This is a genomic window from Guptibacillus algicola, assembly GCF_020171805.1.
In the GTDB taxonomy this organism is placed as follows: Bacteria; Bacillota; Bacilli; order Bacillales; family Guptibacillaceae; genus Guptibacillus; species Guptibacillus algicola.
Genome location: NZ_JAIVAF010000003.1, coordinates 691641 through 707230, shown reverse-complemented (window position 1 = coordinate 707230; position 15590 = coordinate 691641). Strand labels below are relative to the sequence as shown.

Genomic DNA, 15590 nt, shown 5'->3' with positions numbered 1-15590 from the left:
AGTGTCTTTTTTGTGGTCTTTTATAGTTTGGGTCCGTTAATAAGGGTAATTTGCTAACCATTCGTACATGATAAGAAAGATGTCATATGAACGAAGGGAAAGGAAGAAATGGAATATGGATCTATTTTCATTGAGCTATTCGTTGGATTTCTTGCACTTCTTGTATTAACAAAAATGCTTGGAAAGACACAAATTACTCAGATCACACCATTTGACTTTATTTCCTCCCTCGTCCTTGGTGAGTTAGTTGGAAACGCTATTTATGATAAAGACATTACTTATTTCACGATTCTATACACTGTCTTCCTATGGGGAACACTTATTTACGTAATTGAATGGATCACCCAGAAATTCAGAGGAACTAGAAAGCTGTTGGAAGGAAGTCCATCCATCGTTATCCATCATGGAAGAATTAATCGTACTAACCTAAAGAAAAATAAATTAGACCTTAATCAGCTTCAAAACCTCCTTAGACAAAAAGGGATCTTTTCATTAAGGGAGGTAGAATTCGCTATCCTCGAAACGAATGGAAGCATTAGCGTTCTTCAAAAATCAGAATATTCACAGCCGAACAGGGAAGATTTTGACCTTCGCCCCTTTAAGGAACATCTTTCCATTACCTTTATTTCTGATGGCAAAGTGGACTGGGGGAATTTAAAAGAAGCCGGCTTTAACGATGAATGGCTCTATAAAGTACTTAAAGAGCATCGTATCGATCATCCTGAAGAAGTCCTCATCCTTGAGTGGAAGCAAGATGAAGGAGTTTTTCTACACCCTATGGACCACTAATACATAAGAAAAGAGCAGATAAAGATCTGCTCTTAAAACCATGAAAAGCCTCCTTCAGGTCTATCATTCTCTTCTTCAGAAGCTTCGTTTTCATCCTTCTTTTCCTTATCATCACTTTCAACTTCGTCAGGATTCCCATCAGAAGATTTACTGCCGAAGAACCCCCATGGATCTCTTCTTTCAGGTTCTTCATCTCTATGCTTCTTACCATGATCTTCAATGATTACCTCATCAGCTTTAATGATTACTTTTTTGACATGGATCACTTGCGGCTTTCTTTTTTTCTTCTTAGACATATCTTGCCCCCCTCTTCTCTCGTTGTCGCCATACACTGCTATCGTATGCAACTACAAGATATTGAGAGTGGGCTAACAAACAATCACACATTAATAACTGATGGCAATTTGATTGGACGTTTTGATTTTATAATCTTGTTCGTAGAAATACACGAATCCTTCGACAATAAACGGCTCATGTATAGTTGATTTGAATGGAATTTGAAAGTTCTCGATTCCCATATTATCCCCTGGTTTAATGGATACATCACCAAGTGGTGAGACCCATATTTCTCCTCGATCTCTTGCTTTTGACATCCAGTCACTGTCCATAAACGTCCATTGTGTTCCGCTCGTTGCCCCTCTCGTCTCCGCTTGCTCAACGGTTAAAATTTGGCCTTTGATGATTGCAGTTTCAGCGGGACGGAAACGAAAACAAACAACAGGGTTTTTCAGCATTGTACTTCCACTGTTCGTGATTTGAAGATCTCCACGAATAATGAATGATTTCTTATCTTGTACGATTATAGAATAGTTGAAATATGCTAAGGACTTTAGCTTTTCCGTACTTTCAGTCGGTTGGCTAACGCTACCTTCATTGCTCTTACTTCGATATTTCATTCGCTTTTCGTAATCTTTTACCTTCGCCTTAAACAGCTGAATCTGAAGTTCTTTTTCATTTATGTCATTCTGCATCGTTGTGAGAAGCTGTTCGTAATTTTTGATTCTTCCTTCTGAAACAGCACCCTGGTATCTTTTTTCGAGAGCTTCAAACTTCACCTTTAGATCGTTTGAAGTTTTCTGTTTCATCTCGATCTCTTTTTTGGCCTTTTCAAGTTCAACCGTTAGACGGCTGCGTTCATCATCTAACGTCTTGATTTTTTGTTGAGCTTCAGTTAACTCTTTTTCTAATTCTTCCATCCTTACTTGAGATGCTTCAATAGACTTTCCTTTCGCATTATTTTCGTATTGTAATTCTTCCATTTTTGTTTCGACCATTTGTAGATGATCTCTTACAAATATCAGCTCTTTTTCAAGTTCTAATGATTTTTCTTGAAAGTATTTTGTTCTAGTAATTAGTCTAGAGTAGCTTAACTTTTCATCCTGTTTCACTTAGCTCACTCCCCTCACTATTATATGTATGAACTTGTGACCCCTGTTCATAACAAAAAGGGCGAGATCTCTCTCACCCTTCTCATCGTTCTATCTTAGTGATGCTTCTTGTACTTTATGTCATCGAAATTAATACAGTTGTCGATCGTTAAGCCGCCAGTTTCTGCTTCAACAACGCCCGAGTTGTATACAGTTTCTCCTCTACGGTCATACAAGTGTACTTCGAATTCGTTTCCTTGGTCCGTATCGACAACAGCTAGCTTAAATTCACATCTGATACCGTTCTTCATTCTTCCACTACCGTTGATCATGAACTTCACACCATCGTCCCCACATGGAACGCACACTAGAGAATCTTGATCAAATGATTCTGCTGTAAAAGAAAAGTCCGTCGTGCCATCTTCCATGTTGGCATCATTAAATGTAAGAGACATATGGCTTCCTGTCATGCTACAATCTGGGCAAATGTTTAACTTCATCGACATGGTTCCTTCATAATCCGGATTACTTGTTGATCCACTAGCTTCACCTGCTACAGTACAGTCGCAGCTTGGTCTTGGGAAGATATCTGGACATTGCTCTGGGAACGTAATCGGTGGGCACCACTCGTCAACGTCTTCAGGAGCTAACAAGTCATTATTGCGTGGTGAACAGAACTTAGCAAGAACTTCTAGCATAACATCTGCTTCTACCTGAATATCCACACAGAAAATGACTTCAAGATCAAATGATTGTGGAACAGGACAATTTAGCAACACTGTACCAGACGGAATGCGAGCTATGATTTTGCTAATGTTGCAATAAAGGTGTGTTCCGTCCGGATAACATAGAACGAAAGATTCAAGTACCGACGCGTTACAGCTCACTTCAGTAACCGTTTGACCAAAACGGTCGACTACCTTTACTTTAACGTCAGTGGTGAAGAGTAAGTCGACGAGTTGTGCATCCGCATAACCTCCACCAGGTAATACGACGTTCACATCTCGTTTCTCTCCAACCTGTTCGCAAAGAAACTCCTCACAGTGGTCGCTATCTGATAGCGAGAATAATGGTGGCGCCTCAGGCGTTTGTGCAACGATCCTAAGTGGACGTCGACTAGGATCTTCCATTGCAGACTCTATCTGTTCTAACTGATCATCAGAGAATTCAATATTCTTTGATACCATCAGTTGGTCCGTTACCCAGTCGTAAACTTTTTGAACGCGGATACATTCATCTTGCAAACTGTTTGTTGCAGTAGGAATGGATCGGTTCGAATTAGGCTTGTGACCCATATAGTTCATTCCTTTCTTCACATTATAGGTTGATTCACTACATATTATGGAATTAGGAGAGAAATGCAACAGTAAAGGCTGCCCAATTTTTTATTAAGTCGCAATCATGAACGACAGCTTAGAATACAAATCCGTAGAAGGAGTGTGTTTATGGAACGACTCTATTGGAAAAGTAGAGCTATAGCGACATTGACTAATGAAGAAAGAAAACACCTCAGCATCCTTTTACCATACTTTGGCCTTTCGATCGAACCAAACACAAAAGTGATAACAGGCGCTCTGGAACATAAACTAGTCAACGTCCACTGCTCGAACGATTTATTTGAAACACTATCAAAAAGCCTAGCTCATACTGGAGTGCGCTTGAAGCAACGTACAGATGAAACGTGTGACTTAACCATAACCGTTTCAGTGCGAAACGGTAGCTCTTATCCGATTGCACTTAGAGTCAATAACATGAATTACTATTTGAAGCCTCTCCAAATGATGACGACCAATGTTCAAGAGCAACTGCACAAGCGTTTCTGGCTTCCAACGATTAGCTCTTCACTCGCGTTTCGATTTCAACCATATGTGCCAAAACATGCTGCAGAATGGCTAAGCTATGCGATCATCCAATCGTTTCATAGAGATGAATTTCGCCCCGTTGATATAAGCTTTCGGGATTATCAAACGATCGTCAGAAAAGTGCTCCTTCCTTTAAATAAGAATTTTGCACAGTTTCAATTACAAGAATCTGAAACAGACTGGCCGGATTTGCCACCGGAACTAACTACCTCTACCCCATCGAAACCTACAATGAATAAAGAGGATAAAAAGAAGCCCCTCATTCAAGAAGAGCCTGTTTTACATCATCAGATTGAGCCTTTCAAAAACGCAAAGGCAAATCAACAAACCCAAACATTTAATCCATTTAAATTTCAAAACAGGGAAAATCGGCGCTCCATTATAAATCCGTTTCAAAAAAAGCGGTAAATGCCTATACCCAGTCCTTCCTATTTGAATAAACTAGACTAAAACATCGATCGCATTTTCAATAGGAGGATTTATACATGTTAAAGAAAGATGTACAGGATTTATTTAATAAAGCAAAACGCCGCCCTCGTGGAAAGTCTCAACCACCAGCACCAAAGAAATCAGGCTGTAAATCATGTGGGAGAGTGACATGGAAACCGAATAGATAACGTATAAAAGCCACCTACCAATATGTTGGAGGTGGCTTTTACATGAGTGGCCAAAAGATCGGGATCAAATAAAGCGTCGTACACATGACGATGATCTTCACTGGTAACCCTGCTCTCACGAAATCGATAAACCGATACTTTCCTGCTTCGTAGACGATTAAATTCGTCTGATAACCAAAAGGAGTCAAAAAGCTTGCAGATGCTGCAATCGCGATAGCAACTGCGTAAGGTTCCACATTGAACCCTAGTTGTACAGTCGTATACAGTGCAATAGGAAACACAAGAGCTGCTGCTGCGTTGTTTGTGATCACCTCGGTAATGACCGATGCAACGATATATATTGCTACTAAAAGCGGAAATGGACCAAATGCACTTAATGGTAGAATAAATGTGTTTGTAATTGCATGCGCTGCACCTGATTTCTCAAGTGCTACAGCGATCCCTAGAGCAGAGCCGATGATGGCAAGTAGTGACCAAGGTATAGACCTAAATGCTTCTTTTATCGTGACTACTTTAAGTAAAAGAAAGGCGAGGCACGTAACAAGAGCTCCATTTGCCATTGAAACCCACTGCATACTGACACATAGCAACATGATAAAGAATGAAAAATAAATAATGAGTTCTCTTTTCGACACCGTTAATTTCTTTGTAGGGTTATGAGGGTAAGCGATTTCTTCATAAGGAATTTCAGGCAAAACCTTATATCCATAAAGGCTCATATAGAGAATGACTAAAGTAGTGCTTGGAATACCTACAAGCGCAAGTTCAAACATTGTAAACCCTTCATAGCCATTTTGCACGAGCATAGAATGAACCAATAGGTTTGTTGACGTACCAATAAGCGTACACATTCCACCCAAAATAGCAGCATAAGAAACGGGGATCAAGTATTTTGAGGGATGAAACTTATTTGCAATTGCCCACTTCCTTATTATTGGCGAGAATAAAAGTACTAGTGGAATATTGTTCAAGAAGCCAGACATGCCTGATACGATTGCCATAAGCTTCAGGTTATTACTTGATCCATTGTTCGTTGTTTTCGTAAACTTACTAGTTAAAAAAGGTATAACGCTAGTCTTCTGAATGGCCGAAATAATTACGAATAATGCTCCAACTGTGATTACGCTCTGATTCAAAAATCCGGATAAGGCTTCTAAAGGAGAAATTACACCAATCAGAAGAAGTATGATGACGGCTGAGATAAATGCTACATGAGCTCTAACCCACTCGCGCATCAATACGATAAACATAATGATAATGATGCTAACCGTAATGAATCCATACATGGTCATGATCGCAACTTCCACACTCTCCTGTTCAAATCTAGCTTTTTCTACGGACCTTCTACCGTCGTATTCCTTTTATCTCTTCAATAATTTTCCTATTAATATTACGAATGTGTCTTCTTCGAACATCTAGAATTTCTTTTCTTATTGCCGTTGCATTTTTCTTTGTTCCCATCTCATCGTGTACACGGTAGCGTACGAGTGGCTGATTTAGAAAATAGAAATCATAATGCTGCACGATTCTTAACCACAAATCATAATCATGCGTGAAGGGAAGCGTTTCATCGAAAAGTCCAACTTTACGAAATATGGACATTTTGATCATGACTGTACATCCGTTAATGGGGCAGTTCATTTTTATCTTCCTATAAAACAATACTCGATTTGGAAAGTGAACCCCGAGCGGACCAGTGATAACAGTACTTTTATGATCCATGAGGACATAAGATGAGTAGCTTATAGACGCACCCGTTTCTTTCATGAACGCAACTTGTTTTTCTACTTTATCCGGCTCAAAACTATCATCTGAGCTTAGCCAACAAAAATAGGTTCCTGTCGCTCTGCTGATTCCTGCGTTCAAAGCGCTTGCCGTTCCTCCATTTTGCTTTTCTATATATGTGATCGATTGTAAATATGGGGTAACTCTCTCTTTGTGTTTAATCGATCCGTCATTCACAACAATGATTTCTATGTTTGGATAGGTTTGATTAAGGGCACTTTGAATTGCCTCACCAACGTATGCACAGTTGTAAAACGGAATGATGATTGAAACCTTTTCCACCGATCTCCCCCCCGGATTTTATTATTCATATTAAAATATGCAACCACTTACATTTTGTATTGGACATTCCTCTATCATTAGGAATTTGTGCAAAACACTAAGTTACCACCTTCATTAGAGAACAAATTTTAATTAACGCATAAAATGAAGGTAAGAGATTCTTAGACTTCATGCAGAGAGGACTATTAAGTTGACTAACAACATGATCACGCCTTTTTTTGCAAACTCAATTGCCAAAAGCGGAACACACTTAATGAAACAACTATTAGAAGGGCACCCTTCCCTTACCCATCATGCTTTCATCTATCCAGGACACTTAGATCAGCTCCAGGATCATAAAAAGACGTTATCCTCACTACAACAGAATTCGTTTGCTAATGGGCACATCTTCCACTCCAAAGAGTACGTAGCGCTTTTTAACGAATTACAACTGAAACAACTTTTCTTATATAGAGACCCAAGAGATATCATTGTCTCGTACTGCTACTTTTTCATGAGGTTTCCCGACCATCCATACCGTCGATTCTTCTTGGAAAACAACCTATCGATTAAAGAAAGATGTTTACTATTCATTAATGGCGTCGATTCAGAAACCGTCAGAAGACCAAACATTGCAGTTTGGTACAACAAGTTTCTTGGATGGAAAAATGAACCGAACGTTCTTCCAGTCTCATACGAATCCTTAGTTGAATCACCTGAATCTCAGCAACAGCAGCTAGAGAGGATCGTGAACTTCTTTCAGCTAGAATCGAATTCAAACCTTATCAATACTCGTGTAGAACAAATGCAAGCAAATGTAGATCCGAAAAAATCGGCTACGTTTAGAAAAGGGCAAGCAGGAAATTGGAAGCAGGAGTTTGATAAAGAGGTGAAAGAGGCTTTTAAGGCAGTTGGAGGAGATCTGTTAATTCAATTAGGTTACGAAAAAGATAATGAATGGTAATAGTGAATGGGGGAACTGTCCCCCTTTTATTTATTTTATAAAGGAAGTGAGTGCTTTTTCGAAATGATTTACACTACGAGCCCAAGTCCATTTCGCAGCTTCTTTTTCTCCTTGGAGCATGAGGTTGTTTCGAAATTTTGGTTGCTGAATCAAAGTCGTAACATCTTGATAAAGTTTGTTTTCATGGCGATAGGAAAGCAAACAGTTTTCCCCACTACGGCAATAGTCCATATTCCCCCCAGAATACACTGTTGCAAGAGCGGCACCACACTTCATCGCTTCTAGACCCGGTAATGAAGCAGTATCGTACGTAGATGAGCTCACGAAAATATCTGACCGATTTAAAAATAAATTAAGCTGCTGGTCTGTTTGAGGCGTTAACGATTGAAACAATGGATTCCCATGTACTTGCCTAAGCCACTTTGATGAGCGAAGTTCTGAAGGTGGTGTAATCAAGTTGACGTTTATAGTAGGATAAGTCTGTTTCAACTTTGTGAGTACACTGATAAGATATTCTTGTTCTCTATGCCAAGAATAACCCCCTTCTGGTATTCGAAGCATACAGCTCACCTCTACTTGTTTATTATCCTTTCGTATGTTCATATTTTTGAAAACCTCACTGACCCCAACAGGTACAATATTCCCTTCAATCCCGTGATTAAGTTTGATAAGTTGTTTCTGCCAGTTTGAGAGTACAATAAGGTTCTTACTAATGTGATAGCTTTTAAAAGACGCTTCATGATCATCTAGAAAAACAGGTTCATAGCATAGACTTATTCGAACATGGGCACCTTTTCCCGCTAGACTAGCCTGATGACATACATTTGTTAACGTATAAAAGTTTGAAACGATGATATCACTAACTGGAAAGTCTTCTGCTTTAATCTGAGCTTGTGGAGTTCGAATAACCTGGACTTTATTCGGGTATTCAATTACGCCGCCAGGAGGCATAACGAAAGTCACCTGATGCCCTTTGTTCGCTAAACCATTCGCTAGTTCAACTAACATCCTTTGTGCTCCACCCTTACAGAGGGTTATTGCAGCAAACGTGATTTTCATAGCATTGTTCCTTTCATCTTATTTTTCTTACAGCTTCTCCAATCGATCAAAACACTCTAGAAACAACGCAAACTCTTTTTTCTCACGGATTAATGCAAGTTCTTTATGCAATTTATTAATTTGTTCTTCACTCAAATCTTTTGGTATCAAATCTTTCAAAGCTTCTTTATTGGAGGCTTTCTTACCGATCTCTCGTAACATTTCACTGAATACTCTTTTTGTTACTGTGAAATCATTAGAATACCCTTCACATAGCTTATGATAATTGATCAATATTTGATTGACTTCATGTAGATTGAATGGGACTGGTAAGAAGGTAAGGCTAATAATCATGCAGTCCACTGATCGGTACGTTTCTTGAAACCGGTAATAATTGCTCTTCGATTCGTCTTTATTAAGGGCAGAAACGGGGTGTTCTTGGTGATAGCTGATTAACCTTGGATCAGTAAGGTATTGTGCCCCATCCTTATACAAGCGGTACCCCATTTCACAATCGTCCCATCCGTATCCTGGATACTCAGCGAACAGTCCAACCCTCTCGATTGCCTCTTTTGATACTGAGACATGTCCAGTTCCGAAGAGCTGCCATGGAATCCGATAGTTTGTTAATTTATAGCCATAGTTATCTATTATGATCCCTTGGTAGTGGGCTTCGTACTTAGTTGGTAAGGCCAGAGTTTGGTAGGATTGTGTGTAGATATCAGTTATACTGATTATTGCTTTTCTACCTTTAGATCGTTGAAAGTCCTGAAGCTTTTCCTTTAGACTAGGACTCGATTTTGATAGTTCATAGCACTCTTCAATCTGATGATCTGAAAAATCCTTAAATAATACAGAGTAAAGTCGTTTAATAAAAAGAATCCCAGTTACAACTGCATTTTCATAGCGCTTATGATAGTCGTAATGAATCTTTAGGAAATTGGGTTTAACCATGATTTCTGCGTCAAGAAAAATAAGAATCTTCCCTTTCGCTTCCATCACCCCTTTATTTCTTGCAGCTGCTCTCCCAATATTCCGACCACAATCCATATACTTAAGATCAAATGAAAAAGAATGATGGTTTATAATTTGGCGTGTTTCATCAGTTGAACCATCATCGATCAAGAGCACTTCTACTTTTGTCAAATCAAAGATTTGGTTCTGTAAAGAGATGAGAGTAAATAAATTCTGAGGGAATTTATTATAAGTTGGGATGATGACGCTAACCTCATATTCTTTCTTACCCTTTCTATTTTCAACCATAGTTTCACCTCCCACTTCAGCATCATTGGTCTATGATGCTTCTATTTTGTTCTTTTAGAATCAGTTTATCGAGCTCATTTTTATATCGTTTTTTTAAAGCATCAATTTCAATCAGTTGTTCATCACTAAAGAGTGCTGATCCCATTTTCTCATGCTTTCGATAGTAAAGGAGCGCTTCGTCCATACTCTTAATACGGGCATGCCTTGCCATTCGAATCCACATATCGTAATCCTGTGTGTATTTTAGCTTTGGATTAAAAGGTCCTGATTTCCTGAACATTTCTTTCTTCACCATTACAGTACTTCCATTAATGGGACAGCTATTCTGTATATGTTTTAAGAAAGCCAATCGAGTTCGTAACCTTGTTCCGACGGACTCTCTGAACACCACATTATTTCCATCGATTAAACTATAGTTCGTATATACGAGGTCAGCACTCGTTCGCTTCATATACGAGACTTGTTTAGCTATTTTTTCAGGGAAGAAAAGATCATCTGAACTTAACCATGCGATCAGCTCTCCAGTCGCTAGTCCGATACCACGGTTAAGTGCAGTAGCGGTTCCACCGTTATTCTTGTAAACATACTTAATAAATGGGAAATATGGGGCGATGAGCTCCTTATGCATCGAAGATCCGTCATCTACAACAATGGTTTCTATGTTTTTATATGTCTGATTCAATGCACTTTCAATAGCCTGATTAACGTAAGCACAATTATAGAATGGTATGATAATACTTACTTTTGGACTATCGTTCAATGTCTTCAAGCCTCTTCTCACGTTAAATTATTGCAGCAAGCTTAACTATTACTATCCTATGATGCGATTGATTGTCCGACTAGGTGAACACCTGTATTTTTCCTTTAATAAGCAAAAACGGCACTTGTCTACAAGGGCCGTTTCTGATTACCATTTTGAATTTTTTTCATATCCAAGTGATTGTAATAGATTGCCACTCTCTTTTTTGAACAGCTCTTTTAGTTCAAGATCAAACTCTTCTTGCCAGCCACCTATCGCACCTTTTCTGAACGTAGGGGATGTATCAGGGTCAATGTTTTTTATCATGTTTCCGACCATCCAAGAACGAGATGTTGGAACGGGGTTTTCTCCCCAAAGAAATTTAACTAATTGATGTAAAACAATGATTCTGCTACGTTCTGAAGAAATTAAATCTTCAAAACGAATCGTAAATACATTGGGACGATTCTTCCACTCCGAAAAACTGGTATACCAATCTTCTACATTCGGCTGATATGGTTTATTAGGAGTGATCGGCTCGCCACCCTTTATCAAGAACTTGATCCGATCTCGATGTGTAAACCCTTCTTGTGTGAATGTTTCATAAAGAGGATGGATTGGTAACGTGGGAATAAAATACGCGTAAGAAACAACAACGTCACGTGGGTCTCTCATCACAAATATTTTTTTCATATTTAATTTAGAAAAAAACGCGTCCCATTCATCTGAACAAAACAAATGTCCATTTACAAACTCATTCTTTTCGAGGTTCTCTGTTCTCGAAAGCTGAAGCTTTGGTTGATTGCTAAAGGGACCAAACATCCCTTTATCTGGGTGATGTTTCATCCCGGGTATTCCGAGTAAAATTTGCTTTAATAAATGTGTACCACTCTTTGGAATTGAAATCATAATGAAGGGATGTAATTCGTTTGATTTTGACAAAGCCGTTCCTCTCTTTCTCGTATTAAAAGTACCAAAAGTACTCAGTGATACGTTATTGATTTTGGCAGCGATAGTATTCTAGCGTATCATTCAGACTTTGATGAAGGGAGTAATTCGGTAACCAACCAAGTTTTCTTAATTCAGAAACATCGATAGGTTTCATTACCTCCATTCCTACACTCTTTTTGTCATTCACAAAATTTGTTACGCTCGTTAACGACTGCATTTCATCAACAATAGCTCGAATCGTTACAAGTCTTCCTGTAGCGATATCGTATGTTCGGTTTCTTTCACCAAACAAGAATAGTGTCTCGTATGCCCCTACAGCATCTCGAACATCAAGAAAGTCCCTTTTCAGAGCGAAGTTCGTGATTGTAAATTTAGCTGTTTTCTTATTTCGTTCCATCTCTACAACATGTTTCGCGAGCAATGCACATATCCCAGATGATGGTCCTGGTCCAATTAAATTTGTTGGTTTAGCAAGCACTATTTCTAGGTTGAATAGATCTGCCCAGTGACGAGCGACCTGTATTTGCATTGTTTTACTAAGCGCATAAGGATGGTGAGGCTTTTCTTTAAGCTCCGGATCATATTGAAGGGCAGAGCCAACCAACACTATTTTCGTAGAAGGGGAAGACGTTCGGACAGAATCTAATAGATACACCGTCGAGAGTAGATTCGCTTCCATCGTTGTCACTGGATCTTTCCATGACAATTGGACAGAATTCACTCCTGCAAGATGAAGAAGAAAGGTCGGCTTCTCCATTTTCATCAAACGTTCGACAGCTTTTCGATCCGTTAGATCACATTGAATAATATGAATGCCTTCAGAAACAAAACTTGTTTCTCGAACAACGGCCTTAACGTTCCATCCCTTTTTTCGAAAATGTCGACATGCTTCTTGTCCTGTAAAACCAGCAGCCCCAGTAATAAGAATGGAAACCTCATCACTCATCTTTCCATCCAATCCTTAAGTTCTTTTATCATCGTCATATAACTTGGTGGCGAGTAAATGAAGTCCTTTCTTGTATTCACGATTGTTCGATCTAACACAACAGCTTCATCTGGAATGATGTCAACGTCTTTCTTATGGAACGTTTTCTTAAACAAGTGAAGAAGTTCATATTTCGATATCTTTTTATCAACACAAAGGTGATAAAGTCCAGTTACATTATTTTGAAGCAAAAGGTCGATTGCTTTCGCAAGTTCAAGTGTTGTAACGCCGTTCCACATCATGTTCTTAAAGCCTTTTATTTCTCCTTTTTGTTTCATAAACCATAACAATAGGCCGATTCCATCATCCTTGAGTTCTGGTCCTACAATCGAAGTGCGGATGGTTAAGGCGCTGTCATCAACTACCTCACCCATCGCTTTCGTCTTTGCGTACACAGACGTTCCATCCTTCGAATCTGCCTCAGTGTAGTCACCTTTTTCTCCAGAAAAGACACAATCTGTACTTATGTGAACAAGCTTTCCTCCGTACCTCTTCGTTAACTTCGCAAGCTGATGAGGTAGCAAACTATTCACTTGAAATGCTTCTGTTTTGTTTAACTCAGCATGTTGATTCAACATGCCTATCGCATTGATGACGACGTCTGGCTTTTGGTAATCGATCAACTCTTCCACCTGACTAGGTATCAATACATCTAAATAAATTCCTTCATGACTACCTTTGTCTCGGCAAGTATAGGAAACATTCCATCCGTCTTTTTGCCGGAAGTAATCTACGATCATATGTCCGGCCATTCCTTTTCCACCTAAGACAAGTAATTTCATGAAATGAATCCACCTTTTTGAAGCAGCTTCTTCAATTCATCTTTCGACATTAAGTTTTCACTAGAATTGTAGTTTTCTAATTCAACTTGCTTGAAGGTAGCGTAATATTCCTGAAGCCCGTCTACCGTTATGGATGGAAGAATAACAAAATACTCTTTGTCATAGTAAACGGTACTTTGACTTTCATACTCTGAAAATAAGAGCTCGTGCAACTTTTCTCCTGGTCGTATCCCTAATACTTCAACCTCAACGTTAGGCTTACCAGATGCTTCGATCAATACGTCGGCAAGATCTACGATTTTACAAGTAGGCATCTTCATGACGAAAATCTCTCCGCCCTTGCTTTCATAGGTCGCTTTGAAGAGAAGTTTGATAGCATCTTCTAGCGTTAAGAAGAATCGTGTCATTCTCATATCAGTAATTCCAATTTTTCCTCGCTCTTCAATCTGATTCTTAAACACATGAATAACGCTCCCATTAGTACCTAGAACGTTCCCACCGCGAACACATACGAACGTTGTATTGGACTTAAGTACGTTAGCATGTATAATCAGTCTTTCTCCCATCGCCTTCGTAAATCCATAGAAATTCGAAGGGTTTGCTGCTTTATCCGTTGAAATATAAATCACTTTCTCAACATTATTTAGAATGGCTGCATCGATCACATTTTGAGTGCCGATGACATTTGTTTTCATCGCTTCTAAAGGTTGATCTTCACAGACAGGAACGTGCTTAAGTGCAGCAAGGTGAAAAACAAAGTCTACACCCTTCGTTGCTTCGATCAACCCGTCTTTTTCTTTAATATCTCCAATAATGAATTTCAACTTTTGCTCTTGATGAAACGCTCGTTTCATCGCTACTTGACTGGACTCATTTCTCGAGAAAACCCTTATTTCACTCGGTTGTTTTTCGAGCAGTTGCTTAACAAGTTCATTTCCCCATGATCCAGTTCCCCCAGTTACCAATATCGTTTTATTGTGGAACAACATGTAGCCCTCCCATTAAAAATTTCACCACTTTATCTGAAACTGCAACGTCTCCATATCCTTCAGGAAGATCCCATTCAGAAGGTTGACTGATCATCACGTTAACCGCGCGCAGAATATTAGTTGCATGTAAGCCTGAAACAATGTTGCTTCCGCACGCAACGGTTTCTGGTCGTTCTGTCGTTTTTCGAATCGTAACGGTAGGTACATGAAACAAACAACACTCTTCTTGGACCGTACCACTATCTGTCAACACACATTTTGCGTTTTGTTCAAGCTTTACGAAGTCAAAGAATCCGAACGGCTCATGAAATTCAATGAGAGGATGTAACTCGATTCCTTTCAAATGTGCTAAACGAGACCTTGTACGCGGGTGAACACTGCAGATCATTCGTTTACCATGTGTTTCTGCGACTTGATTCATTCCTTGTAAGATCTCTTTTAGATTTTCATCGTTGTCAACGTTTTCTGCTCGATGAGCCGTTATGAGAAAATAATCCCGTTCTTTCAACTTAAGATCCTTCAGGATCATACTTTCCGTGATTTTTTCGCGATTGTATCTCAACACCTCATTGATTGGATTACCTGAGACGTAAACCCGATTCGTTGCTATGCCTTCCCGAAGAAGGTTTTCTTTACTCTGAGGCGTGTAAGGAAGATTAAACGTTGAGATCGCATCGATCACTCGACGGTTTTTCTCTTCAGGTACAGACCAATCAAAGCAGCGATTACCGGCTTCCATATGCACGACCGGAATTCCCATTCGCTCTGCTAAAATGGCGCTTAACGCACTGTTTGTATCACCTAACACCAAAACTTTATCAGGCATTTCTTTTTTGAATATGATTTCAAGCTCTCGATACATCGTCGCGAGCTGTTCTCCTAGCGATTGTTGCTGATTGAATAACATATAATCAGGATCTCTAATACCGAGCTCCTTAAAAAAGATGCTGCTGAGGGTTTTAGTGAAATTTTGCCCTGTATGGATAAGTACGTGCTTATCTGCCAGAAGATCGAGTTTCTTTATAATTAAACTCAACCGTATAATTTCAGGTCTAGTACCTAAAACTGTAATAATTTTCATCGTTCGTTCCCCTCCTGCTACATTTCTAGGACAGCTTACTGATAGGTTATGTAAGTAATTAACAGTTTGATATGGTTAGCACACTATATTTGTTAAAAAACGGAATTATAATTCCTG

Annotated in this window: 17 protein-coding genes; 4 read left to right on the top strand and 13 right to left on the bottom strand. The window is 39.2% G+C overall.

All coding sequences use genetic code 11. The features are described from left to right. The first annotated feature begins 108 nt into the window (after nucleotides 1-108). Nucleotides 109-789, top strand: coding sequence for a DUF421 domain-containing protein (locus LCM09_RS11225; protein ID WP_224881610.1), 681 nt, complete (start codon nucleotides 109-111; stop codon nucleotides 787-789). A 32-nt stretch (nucleotides 790-821) separates the two neighbouring features. Here LCM09_RS11225 and LCM09_RS11220 read toward each other — a convergent pair whose 3' ends face one another. The 3 genes from LCM09_RS11220 to LCM09_RS11210 form a co-directional block, all read right to left on the bottom strand. After that, nucleotides 822-1085, bottom strand: a complete 264-nt coding sequence (locus tag LCM09_RS11220; protein ID WP_224881608.1) for a hypothetical protein — start codon at nucleotides 1083-1085, stop codon at nucleotides 822-824. Nucleotides 1086-1175: 90 nt separating this feature from the next. Further along, entirely contained in the window at nucleotides 1176-2177 is a 1002-nt protein-coding gene (locus LCM09_RS11215; RefSeq protein ID WP_224881606.1) for a hypothetical protein, read from the bottom strand. A 95-nt stretch (nucleotides 2178-2272) separates the two neighbouring features. Further along, complete coding sequence (locus tag LCM09_RS11210; protein WP_224881604.1) at nucleotides 2273-3472, bottom strand: BMQ_0737 family morphogenetic spore coat protein; 1200 nt, start codon at nucleotides 3470-3472, stop codon at nucleotides 2273-2275. Between the two features lie 129 nt (nucleotides 3473-3601). Between LCM09_RS11210 and LCM09_RS11205 the strand changes: the two genes are divergently transcribed. Both LCM09_RS11205 and LCM09_RS20795 read left to right on the top strand, forming a co-directional pair. Then, nucleotides 3602-4426: a hypothetical protein gene (locus LCM09_RS11205; protein ID WP_224881602.1), complete on the top strand. Its 825-nt coding sequence runs from the start codon at nucleotides 3602-3604 to the stop codon at nucleotides 4424-4426. Nucleotides 4427-4503: 77 nt separating this feature from the next. Continuing rightward, entirely contained in the window at nucleotides 4504-4635 is a 132-nt protein-coding gene (locus LCM09_RS20795; RefSeq protein ID WP_263622914.1) for a hypothetical protein, read from the top strand. Between the two features lie 38 nt (nucleotides 4636-4673). Here LCM09_RS20795 and LCM09_RS11200 read toward each other — a convergent pair whose 3' ends face one another. Together LCM09_RS11200 and LCM09_RS11195 are read right to left on the bottom strand one after the other, a co-directional pair. Then, entirely contained in the window at nucleotides 4674-5921 is a 1248-nt protein-coding gene (locus LCM09_RS11200; RefSeq protein ID WP_224881600.1) for an SLC13 family permease, read from the bottom strand. Nucleotides 5922-5979: 58 nt separating this feature from the next. Next, entirely contained in the window at nucleotides 5980-6702 is a 723-nt protein-coding gene (locus LCM09_RS11195) for a glycosyltransferase (RefSeq protein ID WP_224881599.1), read from the bottom strand. A 202-nt stretch (nucleotides 6703-6904) separates the two neighbouring features. Between LCM09_RS11195 and LCM09_RS11190 the strand changes: the two genes are divergently transcribed. Next, the gene (locus tag LCM09_RS11190; RefSeq protein WP_224882964.1) at nucleotides 6905-7645 is read left to right on the top strand and encodes a sulfotransferase domain-containing protein; all 741 of its coding nucleotides are present in this window, start codon (nucleotides 6905-6907) and stop codon (nucleotides 7643-7645) included. A gap of 30 nt (nucleotides 7646-7675) precedes the next feature. On the opposite strand, the gene LCM09_RS11185 is transcribed toward LCM09_RS11190, so the two are convergent. The 8 genes from LCM09_RS11185 to wecB form a co-directional block, all read right to left on the bottom strand. After that, entirely contained in the window at nucleotides 7676-8653 is a 978-nt protein-coding gene (locus LCM09_RS11185; protein ID WP_224881597.1) for a glycosyltransferase, read from the bottom strand. Nucleotides 8654-8731: 78 nt separating this feature from the next. Next, on the bottom strand, nucleotides 8732-9946 hold the full coding sequence (locus tag LCM09_RS11180; protein WP_224881595.1) for a glycosyltransferase family 2 protein: 1215 nt from the start codon (nucleotides 9944-9946) through the stop codon (nucleotides 8732-8734). A 22-nt stretch (nucleotides 9947-9968) separates the two neighbouring features. Then, nucleotides 9969-10727, bottom strand: coding sequence for a glycosyltransferase (locus LCM09_RS11175; protein WP_224881593.1), 759 nt, complete (start codon nucleotides 10725-10727; stop codon nucleotides 9969-9971). A gap of 126 nt (nucleotides 10728-10853) precedes the next feature. Continuing rightward, nucleotides 10854-11627, bottom strand: a complete 774-nt coding sequence (locus tag LCM09_RS11170) for a sulfotransferase domain-containing protein (protein ID WP_224881591.1) — start codon at nucleotides 11625-11627, stop codon at nucleotides 10854-10856. 52 nt (nucleotides 11628-11679) lie between these two features. Further along, the gene (locus tag LCM09_RS11165) at nucleotides 11680-12582 is read right to left on the bottom strand and encodes an NAD-dependent epimerase/dehydratase family protein (RefSeq protein ID WP_224881589.1); all 903 of its coding nucleotides are present in this window, start codon (nucleotides 12580-12582) and stop codon (nucleotides 11680-11682) included. After that, entirely contained in the window at nucleotides 12579-13403 is an 825-nt protein-coding gene (locus LCM09_RS11160) for a dTDP-4-dehydrorhamnose reductase family protein (RefSeq protein WP_224881587.1), read from the bottom strand. The genes LCM09_RS11165 and LCM09_RS11160 overlap by 4 nt, the downstream gene beginning before the upstream one ends. Beyond that, a complete protein-coding gene (locus LCM09_RS11155) occupies nucleotides 13400-14389 on the bottom strand; it encodes a polysaccharide biosynthesis protein (RefSeq protein WP_224882963.1) in 990 nt (329 codons plus the stop codon). The genes LCM09_RS11160 and LCM09_RS11155 overlap by 4 nt, the downstream gene beginning before the upstream one ends. Continuing rightward, nucleotides 14376-15473 carry a non-hydrolyzing UDP-N-acetylglucosamine 2-epimerase gene (wecB, locus tag LCM09_RS11150; protein WP_224881585.1) on the bottom strand — a complete coding sequence of 366 codons (1098 nt, stop codon included), beginning with the start codon at nucleotides 15471-15473 and terminating at the stop codon, nucleotides 14376-14378. Before wecB ends, LCM09_RS11155 begins: the two co-directional genes overlap by 14 nt. Between the last annotated feature and the right edge of the window lie 117 nt (nucleotides 15474-15590).